Origin of the sequence: Congregibacter brevis (assembly GCF_045689245.1) — a bacterium.
GTDB lineage: Bacteria > Pseudomonadota > Gammaproteobacteria > Pseudomonadales > Halieaceae > Congregibacter > Congregibacter brevis.
Map to the genome: position 1 here is coordinate 3,375,170 of NZ_CP136865.1, position 17,119 is coordinate 3,392,288.

Here is a 17,119-nt window from a genome sequence, read left to right on the forward strand (position 1 = left end):
CTCCCATCGGAACGCCGGCCTAATTTGGAAGGGCCTCGGGTCAGACGACCCTTAGCCAACCTCCATGATCAACCTTAGTTGATCGTAGAAGAGCTGCTGAAGCTGTGCGCCACGATACGGCCGTAGCTCGCATCAGGGTTAGCAGCAACACTACGAGCCCAAGCGGCGAAACCAACCATTGGGACCGCACCGGTTGCAGCTGTTGAGGTACCGTTGCCGCAATCCATCAGAGACAGCAACACAGATTGTGCAGCCTGCGAGCCACCCACTGTGTCGTTAGCGTCATTCCAGTTACAGATAGCCTGGTCACCAGAAGCGCTAGTTACGCCCAAACGGACCCAACCAAAGTTCTGAACCAAGTCAGCGTCTACGTTTAGATCGCTTACACCCAGCACACTGTTGCCACCAAACGTAATAACGTTGGTTTCTTTTGCCAAGGAAGCAGTGGGAATTGTACCTGGTAGAGCCGGAGACACAGTCAACTCACCTGACTCAGGAGTAGAGGTTAACTCTTCACGGTTGTAAGCACGGAACCGTACTGTCGCAGGAATGTCACGGAAGTCACAGCCGTTAGAGCGTGTGCAAGTGATTTCTGGAGCAGCAGTCTCACCATCAGCAGCATCTTGCAGCGCCAATACGTAACGAGGAGTATCGAACATAGTGTACTGACCGGGCATAGTGATCACCCAATCCAAAGCAGCACCGTTTGAAGGATTAGCTGTCCACTCGTTGTTCAACTGACCCACACCCAGAACGGTGTTGGCACGTAGCAGATCGAAGCGCGCACGCTCACCACCGTTCGGTACACCACCATCGAGATCCGGGAAGTCAAACCCGTCGAGATCACCAGACAACCAACCAAACTGCTGGTTGGAGATTGAAGGCTGTGTAAGGAAACCCTGGATGTGAACAGCGTTGTCGCCAAACTCTACGCCAGACTCATTGTCGCGAATGAAGTAAGACACCTTCAACACGTCACCAGTATCTACGTAGGTGTTTTCACCACCCGCCTTCACCGCAGCTTTAGTCGAAGTAGCTACTGCTGACTGCTTAGAGGTCTCAAAGTCGACTACGCCACGAGTGCCAGTGTCGCCGTTAGCAAAGAAGTTTGAACGAACAGCTTCGCAGTTCTCTGGAGTCAAAGTAGCGTCTGTGCTGTGTAGAGCTGCAACAGCGATAGGCAGAGTCTCGGTAGTGGGAGCACCCATACCAATGATTTCTACGTATCCTGTCTCTGCGCCTTCGCGATAGATTGAAGGCATAGTGAGCTTGCCACCGGTAGTTGCAGGAACAGTACAGGTAGTGTCGTTAGCAGACCATACGATGTTGCCGTTCTCGTCGTCAGACAGGAATCCTGCATAGACGTCGTTAGGTGACATTACAACGTTAAAGTCGAGTGCGTCCAAAGAGTCTGCAGCGCGACGGAAGCGGAACTTAACAACTTGTGTCTGCTCGCTTGTGTTAACGATGTGAATGCCGGTAATCCACTCGCCATTGACGGTGTAGTACGGTACGAGTGCAAGGTCGCCCAGTGCGTTGTTCGCAACCATCTGTGCGTTTGCTACGTTGACATAACCAGCAGAAGCAGCAGCTACTGCAGTGGCGATGCCAAGAGGCTTAAATACTTGTTTCATGATTGGAGACTCCTAATGTCTTCAGTTTTCACAATTCATAGATTGTGCTAGCGCTTTTTTTCGCTAGCTGCAGCCAGCTTTCAACCCGCTGCCACGCTTACAAGTTGGCACTGTACCACCACTCGCCGTCTAGCAGTATCCACTGCTCTACAACTTTTGTTGGTACTGCGCCTATTGCTACTGAGGCCGCTGAAGTTTGTTTGACGGGTCGGGACATGACCCCGATCGCCACACTCGCTACAGCTGCCCGCGCATCATAGTTAACGAAATCGACCGAAGTCAACTCCCATTCCACCATGTAAGAAAACTTCCGCTCGTACATTTCTCTGCTAAAAATCTCTTTGTATGCAGGGGACGTGTATTCGTAAGCGGTGCTCCAGTCGCGATCCTCTAGAGCGATCCGGCGCGCTTCAGCACGCTCGAGCAAGCGTGCCTGGGACTCGTCGGTCATCTTCTGCAACCCAACGCAACCGCTAAGCAAAACAAGCAATATTAAAACGCCCAAGCGTTCTAGAGCACCCATAAAGTCTCCTAACTAACTGATAAGTATGTGTTTAATTTAGAAATGATACTACTGTGAACCACATCAAAGGTTAGACTGAGTGATAGGCCTTGACCAAAATGGGTACTTCTACTCGCACTCAAATGTAAAATTTCCTGACACCTCCCCCCCCCCTGGATAGTGACCGAAATACAGCGCGAAACCCATGAATACTCACTCGATATCTGCGTATTTTCAGTCACTTAGAGCCTTACAGGCGATTAACTTCGAGGTTTATTCCCACTAATTTTCATTCGTTGATTGGGAAAAATACCATCATTTTTTATACGTCATGACCCCAGAACGAGGCGGATCACGCACTAATTCCATAAAACGCACCTGTTCGCGCATCTCATCACTCACCGCTCGCAGCTCTTCTTCGTTGTAAAGAGCTCTCGGGGTGATAATCACCAGCAGTTCCGTGCGACGACTATCGGTGGTTGTCGTGCCAAACAGGCTTCCCACCAGCGGAATCTCGCGAAGAATGGGAACACCAGAGTCACCCAGGCTTGAATTCTCACGAATCAATCCCCCGAGAACGACGGACTCGGAGGAGCGCACCGCCACGCGGCTGTTAATCGTGCGGTCGAGAAACGCTCGCTGGCCTGTCGCGGAGTCAATAGAGCCCACATCAATCACCGACTGCTCAATATCCATCGTAACCAAGCCGCCTGCGTTAACTGACGGTTTTACAGACAATTGCACACCCGTGTCGCGGTAGGTGATGTTCTGCACCGAGTTACCACCATTAGTAATGGTTTGTCCCTGAAGCACGGGCACTTGATCACCTACCGATATAAAGGCCGTATGGTTATCTAAAACCATGACCGACGGACTCGAAATAACGTTTATCAGCGATTCTTCGCTGAGCGCGTTCAGCACAGCGGAGATATCACCGAGCGAGTTTGTCACCGTGTAGGAGAAGCCAGCTGCCGCCGCCGGCCCTGCCGCTCCAGCCGCTAAAGTACCCAGCCCGTCATAATTGCTACCCAGACCGTTCTTAAACGTCCACTCAAGCCCGTAGCGCAACTCGTCGATGAGCTGCACTTCCATAATGCTCGCTTCAATGATCACCTGAGTCGCAACAACATCCAGCTGCTTCAGAGCATCTTTAACAATGTTGTACTGCTTGCCATCGGCATAAATCATCAAGGCGTTGTTTTCTTCATCGGCGACGACGCGGACGTCAGCCAGTCGATTCATACCTACGCTATTACCCATGCCGCCCATACTGACGGAAGTCATTGCCGCAGCCGCCGCACGAGCGCCCTGGCCAGATCCTGCTCCGCCACTTGAGGAGTAGTTGCTGCTCGACGCGGAACCAGAGGTTCCCAAGCCCGAACCCAGCGAAGAGCCACTGCCGGAACCGCTACCAGATCCACCTAGACCCGAAGAACCTCCACCAATAGATTCGGGGGACATCCCCGGAGCTACAGCCGCTTGATCTCCTGGAGTTCTCGATGAGCCTTGCAGACCACTAGAGCCCGACCCAGTAGTTGCGCCGGAGTAAATGGAATTTAGCAACTCCGCCAAGCGCGTTGCAGTGGTGTTTTGTACTGGATAAACGTAAAGGCGTTTTTCAAAACGCGCATTGGGGTCAACATCAATCCGCTCAATCCAGTTACCGACGCGATCAAGGTAATGCGCTCTAGGAGTGACCACAAGAATGCTATTGAGTCGCTCCATGGGCAGCACTCGCACAATCCCCGTAATGTCTCCGCCCTCGCCTCCCGCTGCATCCATCAAGGTCTCGACGGCTGCCAAGGTCTCGTTTACGCTGCTATTCTCAAGCGGAAACATACCGACGGACATTCCCGCCAAAAGATCAACATCGAAGGTGCTTACGATTTCGAGCCAGCCACTCAGTTGCTCCCGCGTACCCGCCATCATCAGCAGCGCTCGAGTGTTATCGACTCGTACAAAAGCATCCTCGTCAGCCAAGGGCTCAAGAATGCGAGCCATAGCCTTCGCACTAATAAATTGCAGAGGGATGACCATCGTCGAATAACCGGCCGCTATATCTTCTGCGCTGGTGACATCCGGACGAAGGTTCATCGCCTGCTGCGAGCCGGTAATGAGATAGCGACCGTCATCTCCACGAATCATCAAGGCGTCATGTGCCTTCAGCAGCGACTCGAGTACCACGAGGAGTTCAGCCCGTGGGATCGGCGTGCGCGTACGTAGAGTAACTTTGCCTTGAATGGGCCGATCGACTATGTAGTCCAGTTGCAGAATATCGCCTACAACCGCGTGCACTACCTCATCGAGAGGAGCCTGCTCAAAGTTCAGACTCACGTCATCGCCAATGAACTTAACTGTTTGCTGAGGCTCCGGAAGGCGTACCTGCTGATCGGTACCTCTATAAAGAACAGGTTCGGCCCGAGACTCCGATTGCTTGTCGGCTAACTCCTGCGCTGATACAGCCAGAGGGGATCCGGAAGCAGACTCAGGCGGTGTTACGGGTTCAGGACGCCCCTCTACCGCTCCTGGCTCTCCTAGGAGCACCGTTTCTGAACGCGCCATCTGCTGTAAATCCTGAGACGCACAACCGGTCAGCACAGTACTCAGCACAACACAAAGCGCTGTAAACGATGCCAGTCGTGCCCGGGTCATCTGCGGAGAACTCTCAACTGTATCTTTCATGGTCTACGTTATTCCCAATGATCGTGAGATAAGCGATTACCCACCCAGGGTGAGCTTGCTTTCCGTTTTGTTGTTTTTCTGTGCTGTCTTTGCAGTATTACTAGGGACAGCCGCTTTTGCCGCCTGCGGCGCAGCCCTGACCACATCGCTTGCCGCCTGCTTAGTCTGAGCAGGCGCTGCCTTTTGCGCAGCGACCACCGGCATGGGTGTGAGTCGCCGTACGTCGCGTAAGCCTGCGCTCACAAATACCACTTGATCCAGAGACACAGATTGCAAGCTCCAACCTGCGACCCTGTCACCAATACCGAGACGCATGAGTTTATCTTTATAAATCACTATCGCCTTACCTTGATCCCCGGCCCCAACCGCGCCCGCCACCTGCAGACCCTCGAGGCGCCGCGCGGCTTTACCCGTCGAGCCCGCAACGGGCTGCTGAGCTACCGCATTTGCATTGGGTCGTCGCGACGCCCAAAAAATAGGCCTGGCTTGAAGTTGTAAACTTTGAGGAGCTGTGATCGATCCGGGGGCTCTCGCGTCCATTACCCGCAGGCTATCTCCTGCCGGCGCGACCGCCTTCACCTGCACGTTGCTCGTATGCGCTAGGAACCACCAAACAACCTGCAAACCGATGACCAGAATTAAAGCGAGGACAATTAACTCGAGCCGCCGCTCCGAACGCTGCGGTTCCACCTGTACTGAATAGCGACTACGCGCCATCTCAAGGACGTTCACGGCAACACCCTCAGCACCATCAACTGCATAACAGCGGTAACGGACTGTGAATCACCCGAGTTCTTACGTGCATTCGGGCGCGCTGGAAACGTATCGAGGGACTCGATCAGCAGCTGCGGGCGATATGCAGCAATACCAATCAATGCTGCATCGAGTGCAGTAAGGGAGCCCGCAGTCGTCAGCTTCACTGCCACCTGGTCAAAGTACTCACCCTGACGCACCGGCATGACTTGACTGTTGCTCACGGACATCCCGGCCTCCGACATGATCTGCCTGATGTCGGCCTGTAGCCTTGCGGCCAAGGCCGAAGGATCCTCGTTGGCTGGAAACGCGACTTCCAACAGCCGTCCTTCTGCAAGCTGGCTCTGCTTTGCAAGCTCAGCCTCGTTTTGCAGTAGGCCTTTAAGGCGAGCGACGCGCGGCTCTATGCGCCCGCGATCTCCCGCATACTCTAAACCCACACCAATCAAACCAAACACCGTCTTTAGGTAGAAAAACGCCGGCAAAAGTAGTGTTAAACCAACGAATAGCGCCGTGCGTCGATGAAGACGAATCCAGTTCATGATCCCGGCCCGCCCTCGATTGGGGGTTCAACTTCAATATCGAGGTGAAACTGTTCAAGTCCGGTATTACCCACCGCCGTTATCGCCTGTGGAGCGGTGACACTGGAGAACGCCGGCGTTTGCGCAAGAGTCTGCATGACGACTGCAGCATCGCGGGCTCTGCCACGTACCCGCAGTTCGCGACCACGCATGGCGAAATGCATGATGTGTACTTCGTCCGAAAGGAGCTCCGTAAGCCGGGCGATCTCTATGTGGGGGTTTGGATAGCCGGAGACAAGCTCATTCGCCGCACGAATAGTTTCGTTGGCATCAACCATCGTCGCCCGCATCTCCGAAACCGCCTGAGACTCATTCTGAATCCTGGACTGCATGTACTCAAATCTGTTGAAAGAGATTCTCTGCTGGACGGCAAACACCGCTGCCGACACCAGCACCAAGACCAAAATAGAGCCTACCAGCAAGCCTGCTCGCATCAGACGCCGACGATACAAAGCCTCCCGCTGTCCTTCGCCGAAGCCTTGCAAAGTAACAAACGCGCCATCGGCTTCAGCCCAAAGTTCAGCATTGACCGCATCGGGCAACTGTTCCGCCGCCGCTTGATCACGCTTCCACCGATCAACTGCAGAGTGTGAGGCTATAGCCATAGACACATGAATCAATTGGGCATCACGGCCAGTCTCACGCCAGCCAAACACCGTGTCGTCAGACTTAAAGGGACTGGCAGCAGCAACCTCCATAGATAAGACCGAAGGAAGCTCTGATTCGGCCGCGATGGGAATACTCAAAGAACGACTAAGCACAAGAGCGTCATCAAGCAAATAGGCATCACAAGTCGCGGCACTCTGAGCCACATTCGACTGAGGCAAGCCACCCTGAAAAAGCTGTACCTCATCTCCGGTGTGGAGCTGTACCGGCTCATCTAGGCGTTGGCGAATCGGCGACGTCGTGGAAAATAGCAGCTCACGCCAAGCGGACAGCCATTGCTGCCCGATGTGACGCATATCGATGCCGAAGAGCATCCATTGACTATTTTGCACTGCCACCTTGATACGTTCTCTCTACACCTGTTACCTAAATTGGATACTGAGTGCCGTTACGCTGCCGAGCCACTGCACACCACTTACAAACTGCTTACACGCCACTTACACACTAATTACACACTGTTTACACGTAAACTAAGCAGCCGGGCCGGGCCTACTGACTATTCTCGCGGGCTCCGTTCGGTACACCCGCCATGGCAGCACACCTACAGACGCTGACATCGACACCCACCGGCGACGCAACCAAACCGTGTCACCAATCCTCACAAGGGCATCAATCCGATACCCCGTTGCTCGCGCCGCTCCTGTGCTAATGCCAGCAAAAGCTTGCCCAGTAGCACTAACTCTTTGTACCGGCGTCAGTGTCTGCAGCATTCTCATGCGCTGCTGCGCCTTTGCACCAGGACGACTAAGGCCAACACTTCCGACCGGCACCGCGATGTAGTCTCGTACGCGATCCCAGGTCCGGCGATTTACGCCGGGAACGCTCAACAAGTCCTCAAGCGCCTCCATTCGCACGCCCGCTGCGCCCTTTGGATCCCGGCGCCATTGTACAACAGCGTTCCCTAGAAACTGCGCACGAGACTGGTCTAACGCACCCGATAACTGAAGCGCATTGGCCATCAAAGGCGCGGTTGCGGTATTGATATCCACCAACCATTCCGTCGGCACCGCCACCACATCAACTTGGACCTCACCCAACTGGTAAACCTGCTGGGGTAGGCGAGCTACTCCATCATCGACGTAGAGTCCATCTCGCATATCGGCAAGAAGGAGATTAACCGCCCCGTCTCCCGCCGCTGATGCCTGAGCACGCCCCATGTGCAACTGGGCAAATCGAACATCAGTTCTCGCTGACATCACCACGCCCGCAACCAGCAACGACATTCCCGCGATAAACCAAACCACGACCGCTAAAGCCACGCCGGATTCGCTACGCGAATAGCTGCTCATTGAGCCACTTCCATCACAATGTCCGGCCAATAACGTTCCGCCGACTGCACCCGCAAACGCACCCAACCCGGGGGCCCTCGGTCGTCCCACTCTGACAACCACGCTCCCTCGCGCTCGCGGCGGTAGGCTACGGAAAACTCCTGCACGCCCTCGACTAACGTGCGCGCAGCGGCATTATTCCAATCGTCAATCTGACCTCGGGCGTCCATTTTCTGCCAGCGCAGCACTATATTTGGGTTTTCCCTGGCGACTCTCACCACAAAACTACCGCCGGCACTCTCGCCAAAGAGCATCGTAGTCTTCCAGATTAACTGCGTAGGTGACGACTCAAACACTGTCATTTCCGCACCGCCACCGCCGACGGTCAAACCTCCACTACTACTTCCGACTACAGCGGACTCGAGTGCGTCTCTCAGAAAACTACTAACACTTCTGATTTCATCGTTGCGATCTGTCACTGCATTCAGAGAGCTTTGAGTGGATGCCAAGGTACGCAAACCGGTAACGGTCGCAAGCATCACCAGCGACAAAATGGTGACCGACACCATCATCTCTACCAGTGTAAATCCTTGGCTCTTGGAGGACATTAGCGCTCTGAACCCGCAACAACCGAGTGCAGATTGATCTCACGTTGACGGGTTCCGTCGGGCCAGGAAACGCGAACATCTATACGTTGCAAGCGTCCCCCACCCAGGGCGGAGCCTCGTGGCCTAGCTACCGGAGATGCAGCAACCTGCCAAACGAAACCACCGCTGGTCTCGCCGTTCTTCTGTAAGCCTTCAACGGGCACAACACTGTTGTCCGCAATGAGAGAGCGGCCAAGCTCTACAGCATAGGCATAGCGCTGATCCGCGCGAACATTGCGCGTAGCGCCACCAACCGATTGATAAAGGGCGCCCAAAGCCAGACCAAGAATAGCCACAGCCACGACCATCTCTAACAGAGAAAACCCCTGCTGTAGTCTACCGGGGATCGCTTTCATCCAGGCGCCAACGCAGATTGCTCAACGCGGCCGACCAACCAGTCCACACTAATGCGCGTGCCAGAGCCGTCGGCGCGAGCGATGTCCACACCGCCTCCACTGGCACTGCCGTCAGGATAAAAACGAATGACTCCAATGTTCTCGCGGTTAAGTTCCGCAGCACCGTGGACAGTGATTCTAAGACCTTCAGGGAGGGTATGAGTCCGCTTGCCATACCAAATACGCCGAGTGGAGGGACGGACGTTTACGTCCTGTACTCGCCCGGACGACAGTGCTTGCTCGCGCGCCGATGACAGTAGAGTGACTGCGCTTCGAACGGCCTGCCTGCGCTGCATACCCTCGTAAAAGCGCACACTCGACGGTACCGCAGCCGCCATAATCAAGCCTGCGATCGCGAGTGCCACCAGAAGCTCTACCAGACTAAAACCTCGAGCATCCAACTTGCGATACCCGAGCATTGCCACGGTCTTATTGCCAGTTGCCGACGTCGGCATCTTCGCCATCACCGCCGGGAGAACCGTTCTGACCGTAGCTAAAGATATCTAACTCGCCACGCTCTCCCGGATACTTATATAGGTAGTCCTGCTTCCATGGATCCTGAGGGACATCCCCTTTGAGGTAAGGGCCATTCCAGCCTGCTGCGCCCCCGGGCTTGTTCACTAGAGCCGCTAAACCCTGCGCCGTGTTGGGATAACGACCCACGTCAAGCTTGTACATTTCTAATGCCTGTTCCAAATCACGGATCTGAATGAGCGCGGTTTTAGTCTTAGCGCCACCTAGTTGATTCAATACCTGCGGCCCCACCAAACTCATGAGCAATCCAAGAATCGCGAGCACGACCAGCAACTCCATGAGCGTAAAGCCCGATTGAGCGCGGTTTGTTCTTCGAAATCCTCGTGACACTCTTTTTTCCTTACAGCTCATTGTTGTTTTCCTATCCAATTTCTCTTCAAACGCTTACCGCGTATTTCATATCGATTGTTTTGCAACCATTAGCGCCGCTTTAAGTCGGACGACGTTGCGGTTTACACCGCCAAGTCGTTCACCGAAAGAATGCCCATAAGGATCGCTATGATAATGACGGCTATCACCGCACCCATGGTCAAAATGAGCAAAGGCTCCAGTAAAGTAAGACTGCGTTTCACGCCAGAGTTCACGTGATCGTCAAAAACTTTCGCCAGCTCAAGCATCATTGTGTCCATGGCGCCGGATTCTTCACCGACTCTGGTCATTTGAATCACCATCGGAGTAAACATCTTCGACTCGGCCAGGGCCACGGACATCCGCTGCCCGGCTTTCACGGCGGGCGGTAAACTGCCCAGAGATGCCTTTAAAACCACGTTCTCTACCGTTCCGATTGCGATATCAATGGCTTTTAGCATCGGGACGCCATTACCCAGCAGCGTTCCCAGAGTTCGCGCAAAGCGCGCCATCTCAAACTCAAAGACTATTCCGCCGAACAAAGGGAGAGTGAGCATTCGCGCATGCCAACGCTGCTTTCCAGCATCACTACGCAACCAATTTCGTACTGCAACCACCGTCAGAGCGATAACTATCGCCAATAGCCAGAACCATGCTGTTACGAAATCCGCCGCATTGATCACCACGCGCGTCAGGCTAGGCAGTGAATCCCCCATGTCATTGAAGAGAGTTTCAAACTGGGGCACCACAAAAGCCAGCATTACCACGATGGACAACACGGCTACGACAAACAAAATCGCGGGATAAATCAATGCGGAAACGACGTTGTCCCGCGTTGCCTTAGACTCTTCAAGATGTGCCACGAGCCGATCAAGTACCGCGGACATCTCGCCACTGGCTTCGCCGCTGCGCAACATGCTGAGATAAAAGCGACCAAACAAATCAGAGTAGGGCTCCAACGACGCACTAAGGGCCTTACCGCCTTTCACCGACTTCAAAACATCCGAGAGCAATGCCGTCATAGAAGGTAGAGACGCCATTTCGATAAGCACTTTCAGAGACCTATCCAATGGCAGGCCAGCGCGGAGCAGTACTGCAAGCTCGCTGGTCATGGACAATACATCCTGACGCGAAGGTGGGCGACCGCTGCTTCGACCTACCGCACTACCCGCTTCATCGCTGTTGAGAGAAAGGAGCGTAAGACCGCGAGCACGCAACTGACGAGAGGCCAGTTCCTGGCCGGCAGCCTCCAGGGTGCCATCGACCGTTTTTCCATCGCGCCCTACAGCGCGGTAATAAAAAACCGCCACGGGGCTAGGCCGGCATCGGTTGGATGCGACTTACTTCGGCCGAAGCACCCGCTGGCAGGCTGTCCTCAGCCTCACTTTGATCCTGAGTGACCCGGAGCACTTCCTCTAAAGAACTCTCCCCCGCAACAACTTTTCGAAGGCCATCCTCGTACAGAGTAATCATGCCCTGAGAGCGCGCCGCGGTATGTAACTCGGAGGCATCCGCGCCGGACTGAACCACCCCGCGAATCTCTTCGTCGAGTAAAAACAGCTCATGGATACCCGTTCGTCCAGAGTAACCGCTTTGCAAACAGTGCTCGCAACCCCTAGCTTCGTATACGGTCCGCTGCCCCGGGGGCAAGAAGCGCTTGATACCGCACTGGGCGATTGCAGTGTCGGACAGCTCGACGGGAGCCTTGCAATGGGTGCAAAGCGTACGAATCAGTCTTTGTGCCAAAACGCCATTTACCGATGAGGTAATAAGGTAGCGCTCGATTCCCATGTCTTCTAAACGCGTGATGGCTCCCGCCGCCGTATTGGTGTGGAGCGTCGACAAGACGAGGTGACCCGTAAGGGCGGACTGCACCCCTATCTGGGCGGTTTCACCATCGCGCATCTCACCGATCATGATGATGTCTGGGTCCTGACGCAGAATGGCACGCAGTGCCCTGGCAAAAGACAGCTCTATCTGTGCCTGTACCTGAATCTGATTGACGCCGGCGAGTTGATACTCCACGGGGTCCTCAACGGTAATGATCTTGCGATCCCGTGTTTCCATCGAGGCGAGGGACGCGTAGAGCGTCGTAGTTTTGCCGGAGCCCGTTGGCCCCGTCACCAGAAGCACGCCGTGAGGTCTCGCCAGCAACTGCTGGTAGCGCAGTAAGGTATCTTCGCTAAAACCCATGTCCGGCAGCGACAGCTGGATACTCTCTCTATCGAGCACCCGCATTACGATACTTTCGCCGTGCACCGTTGGGATTGTGGACACACGAAGGTCCAGTTCATGCCCCTTCACCCGCGTCATGATTCGCCCGTCTTGGGGCAAGCGTCGCTCCGCAATGTTCATATGCGAGAGAAGCTTTATACGCGACGCAATCGCAGGAGCAAGGCTCGCAGAAGGAGGATCGGCCATATCCTGCAAAACCCCGTCGACACGGTAGCGTAAGTGCAGACCATCCTCGAAAGGTTCAATGTGGATATCTGATGCAGAGAGATCCAGTGCACGGTGAATCAGCTGATTCACCAATCGAATTACCGGAGCCTCACTGGCTAGGTCTCGAAGGTGCTCAATGAATTCGTCGTCGCTCTGCCCGGCAAATTGATCTAGTCCCTCGTCGTCTTCCTCTTCAGAGCCGCTATCGCTCAGCATTTGCTCAAGAGCACGGGAAATATCGCTGTCTGTCCCGAGCATCAACTTGATAGGGCGATCTACAGCCATGGACAGCGCTTTACTCAGATAGCTATCTTGAGGAACGGCAGCGGCAAAAGATGCTTCTGCGTCGGACAGCGCTACGGGGATGACGTTATTGCTAACCAGAAACTCTCGAGCAAGACCCTCGGGAATCGGCGGAGACTCGGGATAATCGGAGGCGGCAAGCAGCGGTATATCCAACTGCTCACTCAGGGCCTGAGCAACGTCCGCCTCTGACACTAAGCCCAGCTTCACGAGAACACGACCAAAAAGGTCTCCCATTTCAGCCTGTGCCAGCAAACTGCGCTCGACATCGCGTGCAGAGAGCTTGCTCTGTGCGATCAGTATTTCGCCGAGTTTCTTAGTGACCACCGTCTACAAACCCTTTTGCGCGACCGTTAAACCCGACCGTAATGACCGAGAATTCATATCTACGAACAATAGTCCGTCTACATGAGACGTCTCAGTGGCCAGTAAATTCAACACAGTTTATCACAGAGCGGGTATGACTCCGCTCGAAGACAACCGTCGCACAGACTCCGATCAGGCAGAAAACTCATAGTCTTTGAACTGCTCACGCAGTCCAACTTTATGGATTTTGCCAGTAGCGCCATGGGGCAGTTCATCGACAAACTCAACGGCATCGGGCGTCCACCATTTGGCAATCTTGCCGTCAAACCAAGCGAGCATCTCCTCCGCCGTGAGGTCTTGCCCATTCGCGCCTTTCACCACCACCAGCAAAGGGCGCTCGGACCACTTGGGGTGATAGCGGCCGATCACCGCTGCCTCAGCAACCTTGGGGTGATCAGTTGCCGCGTTTTCTACGTCGATAGACGAGATCCACTCACCACCGGACTTGATCACGTCTTTAGTGCGGTCCGTGATTGCCATGTAGCCCGTGGGATCGATAGTCGCGACGTCGCCGGTTTCAAACCAGCCTTCCTCTGAATGAGCACTGGAGTCTTCTCCCAGATCGTAATAATCTGAGCAAATCCACGGGCCGCGAACCTTCAGTGAGCCAAAGGCTTCGCCATCCCAGGGCAGCTCCTTGCCTTCATCATCAACAATCTTCATCTCAACACCAAAGATCGGCTTACCCGCTTTTAGGCGCTGCTTAGCGAAACCCTCTTCGCTGTACTCGGCACGAGAGGCAGTGCACTCGTTCACGGAGCCCAGAGGACTCATCTCGGTCATTCCCCAGCCGACGCGAGTCTCCACACCGTAGCGGTCGAAGTCCTCCATAACGGATAGCGGGCAGGCTGCGCCACCTACAATCACGCGATCCAGGGTTTCCACCGTCATACCCGATTGCTTGAGGTAAGCAAGCAGTCCAAGCCAAACAGTGGGAACACCAGCGGACATGGTGACCCCCTCATCGTTGATAAGCGCGGCGAGAGTCTCACCATCGCCCATCTTGTTACCGGGAAACACCAGCTTCGCTCCCACCATGGGACAAGCGTAAGGCGTGCCCCAGGCATTGACGTGAAACATAGGTACGATGGGCAGTACTGCGTCACGACTCGACAGCCCCATAGCGTCCGGCATTAGCGTGGCATAGGCGTGAAGCATCGTAGATCTATGAGAATACAAAACACCCTTTGGATTACCTGTGGTGCCTGAGGTGTAGCACAGCGCGCAGGCCTCATTCTCATCCAGCCGCGGCCATTCAAAAACATCCGAATGACTATGCACGAGATCTTCGTAGCAGCTGACGTTATCGAGAGTTGTCTCGGGCATGTGTTCTTTAGTCGTGAGTACAACCCACTCCCTCACCTTGGGACATTGTGCCGCCACAGCCTCCACCAGAGGCACGAAGTCTGCATCGACAAACACCACCTGATCTTCGGCGTGATTGATGATGTAGACGATCTGCTCTGGAAACAATCTCGGATTGATGGTGTGACACACATACCCACTGCAGGCAGACGCGTAATAGGTCTCAAAATGGCGATAGTCATTCCATGCGAGGGTCGCGATACGATCACCCCTGGAAAGACCCCACCCTGCTATGCCATTGGCGAGTTGTCTCGTGCGCTTGAACGCATCGTTGTAGGTATATCGATGACGGGGGTTATCGCGAGTAACTGAGACAATTTCCTTGTGGCCATGCACACGCTCGGCGTGAGACATGATTGAAGTAATCGTCAGTGAGGCATCCATCATCAAACCGTTCATTGAGAACTCCTATGAGCAAAGTGTTGTTTTGTTGTTGTTTTGTTTATGTAAGCTTTTTGTCTAAGGTTTCATCTAAGTCGTTACGAGTTGCACTATGGGACCACTAGACCAGACTTTTATTAACAGTCCAAGCAGCGGTCCAAGCCTAAATGACTTGCCACTTTTCCTCATCTCGCGCTGCTAGGCCCTCTCGCTCTAGTTTAATCAAGTGTGCTTCCATAGACAGCTTTGCCCAGGGGTGCAGACTTGGATCTACATCGTCGTACACCTGCTGAACAAGCGCGTCGAGATCGCACAAGCCCAGCGCGCTGAGTCCCTTGATCACTTTAGTTTCTCTCGCAAGACGATGGGCCACCAAACCCTCGATCTCAGCGTGGCTATCGTCAATGACTTCACCATGCCCCGGAGCAATACACGCCACCGGGTACTCGAGCAGCATTTTTAAAGCTGCTATGTAGGCCTGCATATCACCTCCCGGAGGGATGATGACAACCGTGCTGCCATTCATCACGTGATCGCCCGCGAACAACATTCCATCGTCTTCCAGCAAGAAGCAGTAGTGATTGCTGACATGCCCCGGCGTATGAAGCGCGAGCAAAGATAGCTCTTTAGTCTTTAACCGGTATTCATGCTCGAGCCTGACATCAGGAGCAAAGGTCTCGTCTTGGTGATCATCGCCCTCGGGCAATGCGCCAATGACGGTCGCACCCGTAGCCTCCGCTACTGCTTTCCAGGCCGGGGAATGATCAGGATGGGTATGCGTGCACACGATATAACGAATACGCCCCGCTCCCGCAGCCAGGATCGCGTCGATGTGTGACTCAATCGCCGGACCCGGGTCAAGAACAATCACATCCTCCTCACCAAGAAGGTAGGTATTCGTCCCCGGCCCGGTCATAGCACCGGGGTTCGGCGCCACCAGTCGACGGACGCGGGTGCTCAAACGCCAGGGCTTTCCGTGTTCCAGCATGTCAGATCAACTGTGCAATGGGGACCAGAGGATCGACATCGGCTTCGTAGTCCACGCCGTCAACCTCAAAGCCAAAGAGCTGTAAAAACTCCTGCCGGTAGCCCGCAAAATCCGAAAGCTCATGCAGGTTCTCTGTCGCCACCTGCTCCCAAAGCTCGCCTACCGCTGCCTGCACTGCAGGATCCAGCTCTTTGCCATCGGCGCGCAGTCGACCTTCGTCATCAAGCTGGGGGGCCGCTGCGTAGAGCGAGTCGCGAAAGAGGCCATCTACCTGTTCGATACAGCCTTCGTGAGAGCCCTGCGACTTCATTACCTTAAACAGGATCGCCAGATAAATTGGCATCGCAGGTATCGCCGCACTAGCCTGAGTTACCACGGCCTTGAGCACCGAAACTCGAGCGTCACCACCCCTAGCCGCGAGTCGCTCTCGAATGTCCAGCACGCGTCGATCAAGGTCTTTCTTGGCCGCACCAATCGTGCCGTGCCAATAAATATCCCAAGTCAATTTCTCGCCAACATAGGTGTAGGCCGTGGTCTTGGCGCCATCCGCAAGAACCCCCGCCTCATCCAAAGCTTCGATCCAGAACTGCCAATCTTCACCGCCCATGACAGCCACAGTGTTATCGATCTCCTCCTGACTCGCGGGCTCTAGATGAAACTCTTGGATTTCGCCTTTATCGGTGTTGATGCCTTTTTGAGTAGTCGCACTACCGATAGGCTTCAATGTCGAGCTATGAATTTCGCCTGTCTTGGGGTGCTGTCGCCGAGGTGAAGCCAGGCTATACACAACAAGATCTATCTGCCCCATGTGGCTGCGGATTTCTTCGATTGCCCGCTGTTTTACTTCGTCGCTAAAGGCGTCACCGTTGATGCTTTTGGCGTATAGCCCGGCCGCTTCCGCTTCCGCATGAAAAGCCGCTGAGTTATACCAACCCGCAGTGCCTGGCTTACGCTCGGTGCCCTCCTTCTCAAAGAACACACCCAGTGTTTCTGCTCCGCTTCCAAAGGCAGAAACGATCCTCGATGCCAGGCCGTAACCCGTTGAGGAACCGATGACTAGCACGCGCTTCGGCCCGTCTACTACATCACCGTTACCTTGCACATAGGCTATCTGCCGACGAACATTTTCAGCGCAGCCTACCGGGTGAGTTGTCGTACAAAGAAAGCCGCGAACGCGGGGCTTGATGACCATAAAACGCTACCTTTTTTCATCGTATTTCACGATGGATGTTTTGACAGCAACGGAGGCACGAAAGGCCACTCG

At 54.5% G+C, this 17,119-nt stretch carries 16 protein-coding genes; all 16 read right to left on the bottom strand.

Going from position 1 to position 17,119, the window contains the following annotated elements; translation table 11 throughout:
• Positions 1-74: 74 nt before the first annotated feature.
• Positions 75-1,634 (bottom strand): hypothetical protein, encoded by a 1,560-nt coding sequence (locus R0137_RS14945; protein WP_407327198.1) that lies wholly within the window; start codon positions 1,632-1,634, stop codon positions 75-77.
• 97 nt (positions 1,635-1,731) lie between these two features.
• Positions 1,732-2,157, bottom strand: a complete 426-nt coding sequence (locus R0137_RS14950) for a hypothetical protein (protein WP_407327199.1) — start codon at positions 2,155-2,157, stop codon at positions 1,732-1,734.
• A 294-nt stretch (positions 2,158-2,451) separates the two neighbouring features.
• The gene (gene gspD, locus R0137_RS14955) at positions 2,452-4,818 is read right to left on the bottom strand and encodes a type II secretion system secretin GspD (RefSeq protein ID WP_407327200.1); all 2,367 of its coding nucleotides are present in this window, start codon (positions 4,816-4,818) and stop codon (positions 2,452-2,454) included.
• A 36-nt stretch (positions 4,819-4,854) separates the two neighbouring features.
• Positions 4,855-5,550 carry a hypothetical protein gene (locus R0137_RS14960; RefSeq protein ID WP_407327201.1) on the bottom strand — a complete coding sequence of 232 codons (696 nt, stop codon included), beginning with the start codon at positions 5,548-5,550 and terminating at the stop codon, positions 4,855-4,857.
• On the bottom strand, positions 5,547-6,113 hold the full coding sequence (gene gspM, locus R0137_RS14965; RefSeq protein ID WP_407327202.1) for a type II secretion system protein GspM: 567 nt from the start codon (positions 6,111-6,113) through the stop codon (positions 5,547-5,549). Before gspM ends, R0137_RS14960 begins: the two co-directional genes overlap by 4 nt.
• Positions 6,110-7,156 (bottom strand): PilN domain-containing protein, encoded by a 1,047-nt coding sequence (locus R0137_RS14970; RefSeq protein WP_407327203.1) that lies wholly within the window; start codon positions 7,154-7,156, stop codon positions 6,110-6,112. The genes gspM and R0137_RS14970 overlap by 4 nt, the downstream gene beginning before the upstream one ends.
• A 132-nt stretch (positions 7,157-7,288) precedes the next feature.
• Positions 7,289-8,107: a hypothetical protein gene (locus R0137_RS14975; RefSeq protein WP_407327204.1), complete on the bottom strand. Its 819-nt coding sequence runs from the start codon at positions 8,105-8,107 to the stop codon at positions 7,289-7,291.
• On the bottom strand, positions 8,104-8,694 hold the full coding sequence (locus R0137_RS14980; protein WP_407327205.1) for a type II secretion system protein J: 591 nt from the start codon (positions 8,692-8,694) through the stop codon (positions 8,104-8,106). The genes R0137_RS14975 and R0137_RS14980 overlap by 4 nt, the downstream gene beginning before the upstream one ends.
• Positions 8,694-9,089: a type II secretion system protein gene (locus tag R0137_RS14985; RefSeq protein WP_407327206.1), complete on the bottom strand. Its 396-nt coding sequence runs from the start codon at positions 9,087-9,089 to the stop codon at positions 8,694-8,696. Before R0137_RS14985 ends, R0137_RS14980 begins: the two co-directional genes overlap by 1 nt.
• Positions 9,086-9,583 carry a Tfp pilus assembly protein FimT/FimU gene (locus R0137_RS14990; protein ID WP_407327207.1) on the bottom strand — a complete coding sequence of 166 codons (498 nt, stop codon included), beginning with the start codon at positions 9,581-9,583 and terminating at the stop codon, positions 9,086-9,088. Before R0137_RS14990 ends, R0137_RS14985 begins: the two co-directional genes overlap by 4 nt.
• Positions 9,558-9,992: a type II secretion system major pseudopilin GspG gene (gspG, locus tag R0137_RS14995; protein ID WP_407327208.1), complete on the bottom strand. Its 435-nt coding sequence runs from the start codon at positions 9,990-9,992 to the stop codon at positions 9,558-9,560. Before gspG ends, R0137_RS14990 begins: the two co-directional genes overlap by 26 nt.
• A gap of 122 nt (positions 9,993-10,114) precedes the next feature.
• Positions 10,115-11,320 carry a type II secretion system F family protein gene (locus R0137_RS15000; RefSeq protein ID WP_407327209.1) on the bottom strand — a complete coding sequence of 402 codons (1,206 nt, stop codon included), beginning with the start codon at positions 11,318-11,320 and terminating at the stop codon, positions 10,115-10,117.
• Positions 11,321-11,324: 4 nt separating this feature from the next.
• Complete coding sequence (locus tag R0137_RS15005; RefSeq protein WP_407327210.1) at positions 11,325-13,082, bottom strand: GspE/PulE family protein; 1,758 nt, start codon at positions 13,080-13,082, stop codon at positions 11,325-11,327.
• A gap of 171 nt (positions 13,083-13,253) precedes the next feature.
• A complete protein-coding gene (locus tag R0137_RS15010; protein ID WP_407327211.1) occupies positions 13,254-14,885 on the bottom strand; it encodes a long-chain-fatty-acid--CoA ligase in 1,632 nt (543 codons plus the stop codon).
• 145 nt (positions 14,886-15,030) lie between these two features.
• A complete protein-coding gene (locus tag R0137_RS15015) occupies positions 15,031-15,855 on the bottom strand; it encodes an MBL fold metallo-hydrolase (RefSeq protein ID WP_407327212.1) in 825 nt (274 codons plus the stop codon).
• A 1-nt stretch (position 15,856) separates the two neighbouring features.
• Positions 15,857-17,047 carry an enoyl-ACP reductase FabV gene (fabV, locus tag R0137_RS15020; protein WP_407327213.1) on the bottom strand — a complete coding sequence of 397 codons (1,191 nt, stop codon included), beginning with the start codon at positions 17,045-17,047 and terminating at the stop codon, positions 15,857-15,859.
• Between the last annotated feature and the right edge of the window lie 72 nt (positions 17,048-17,119).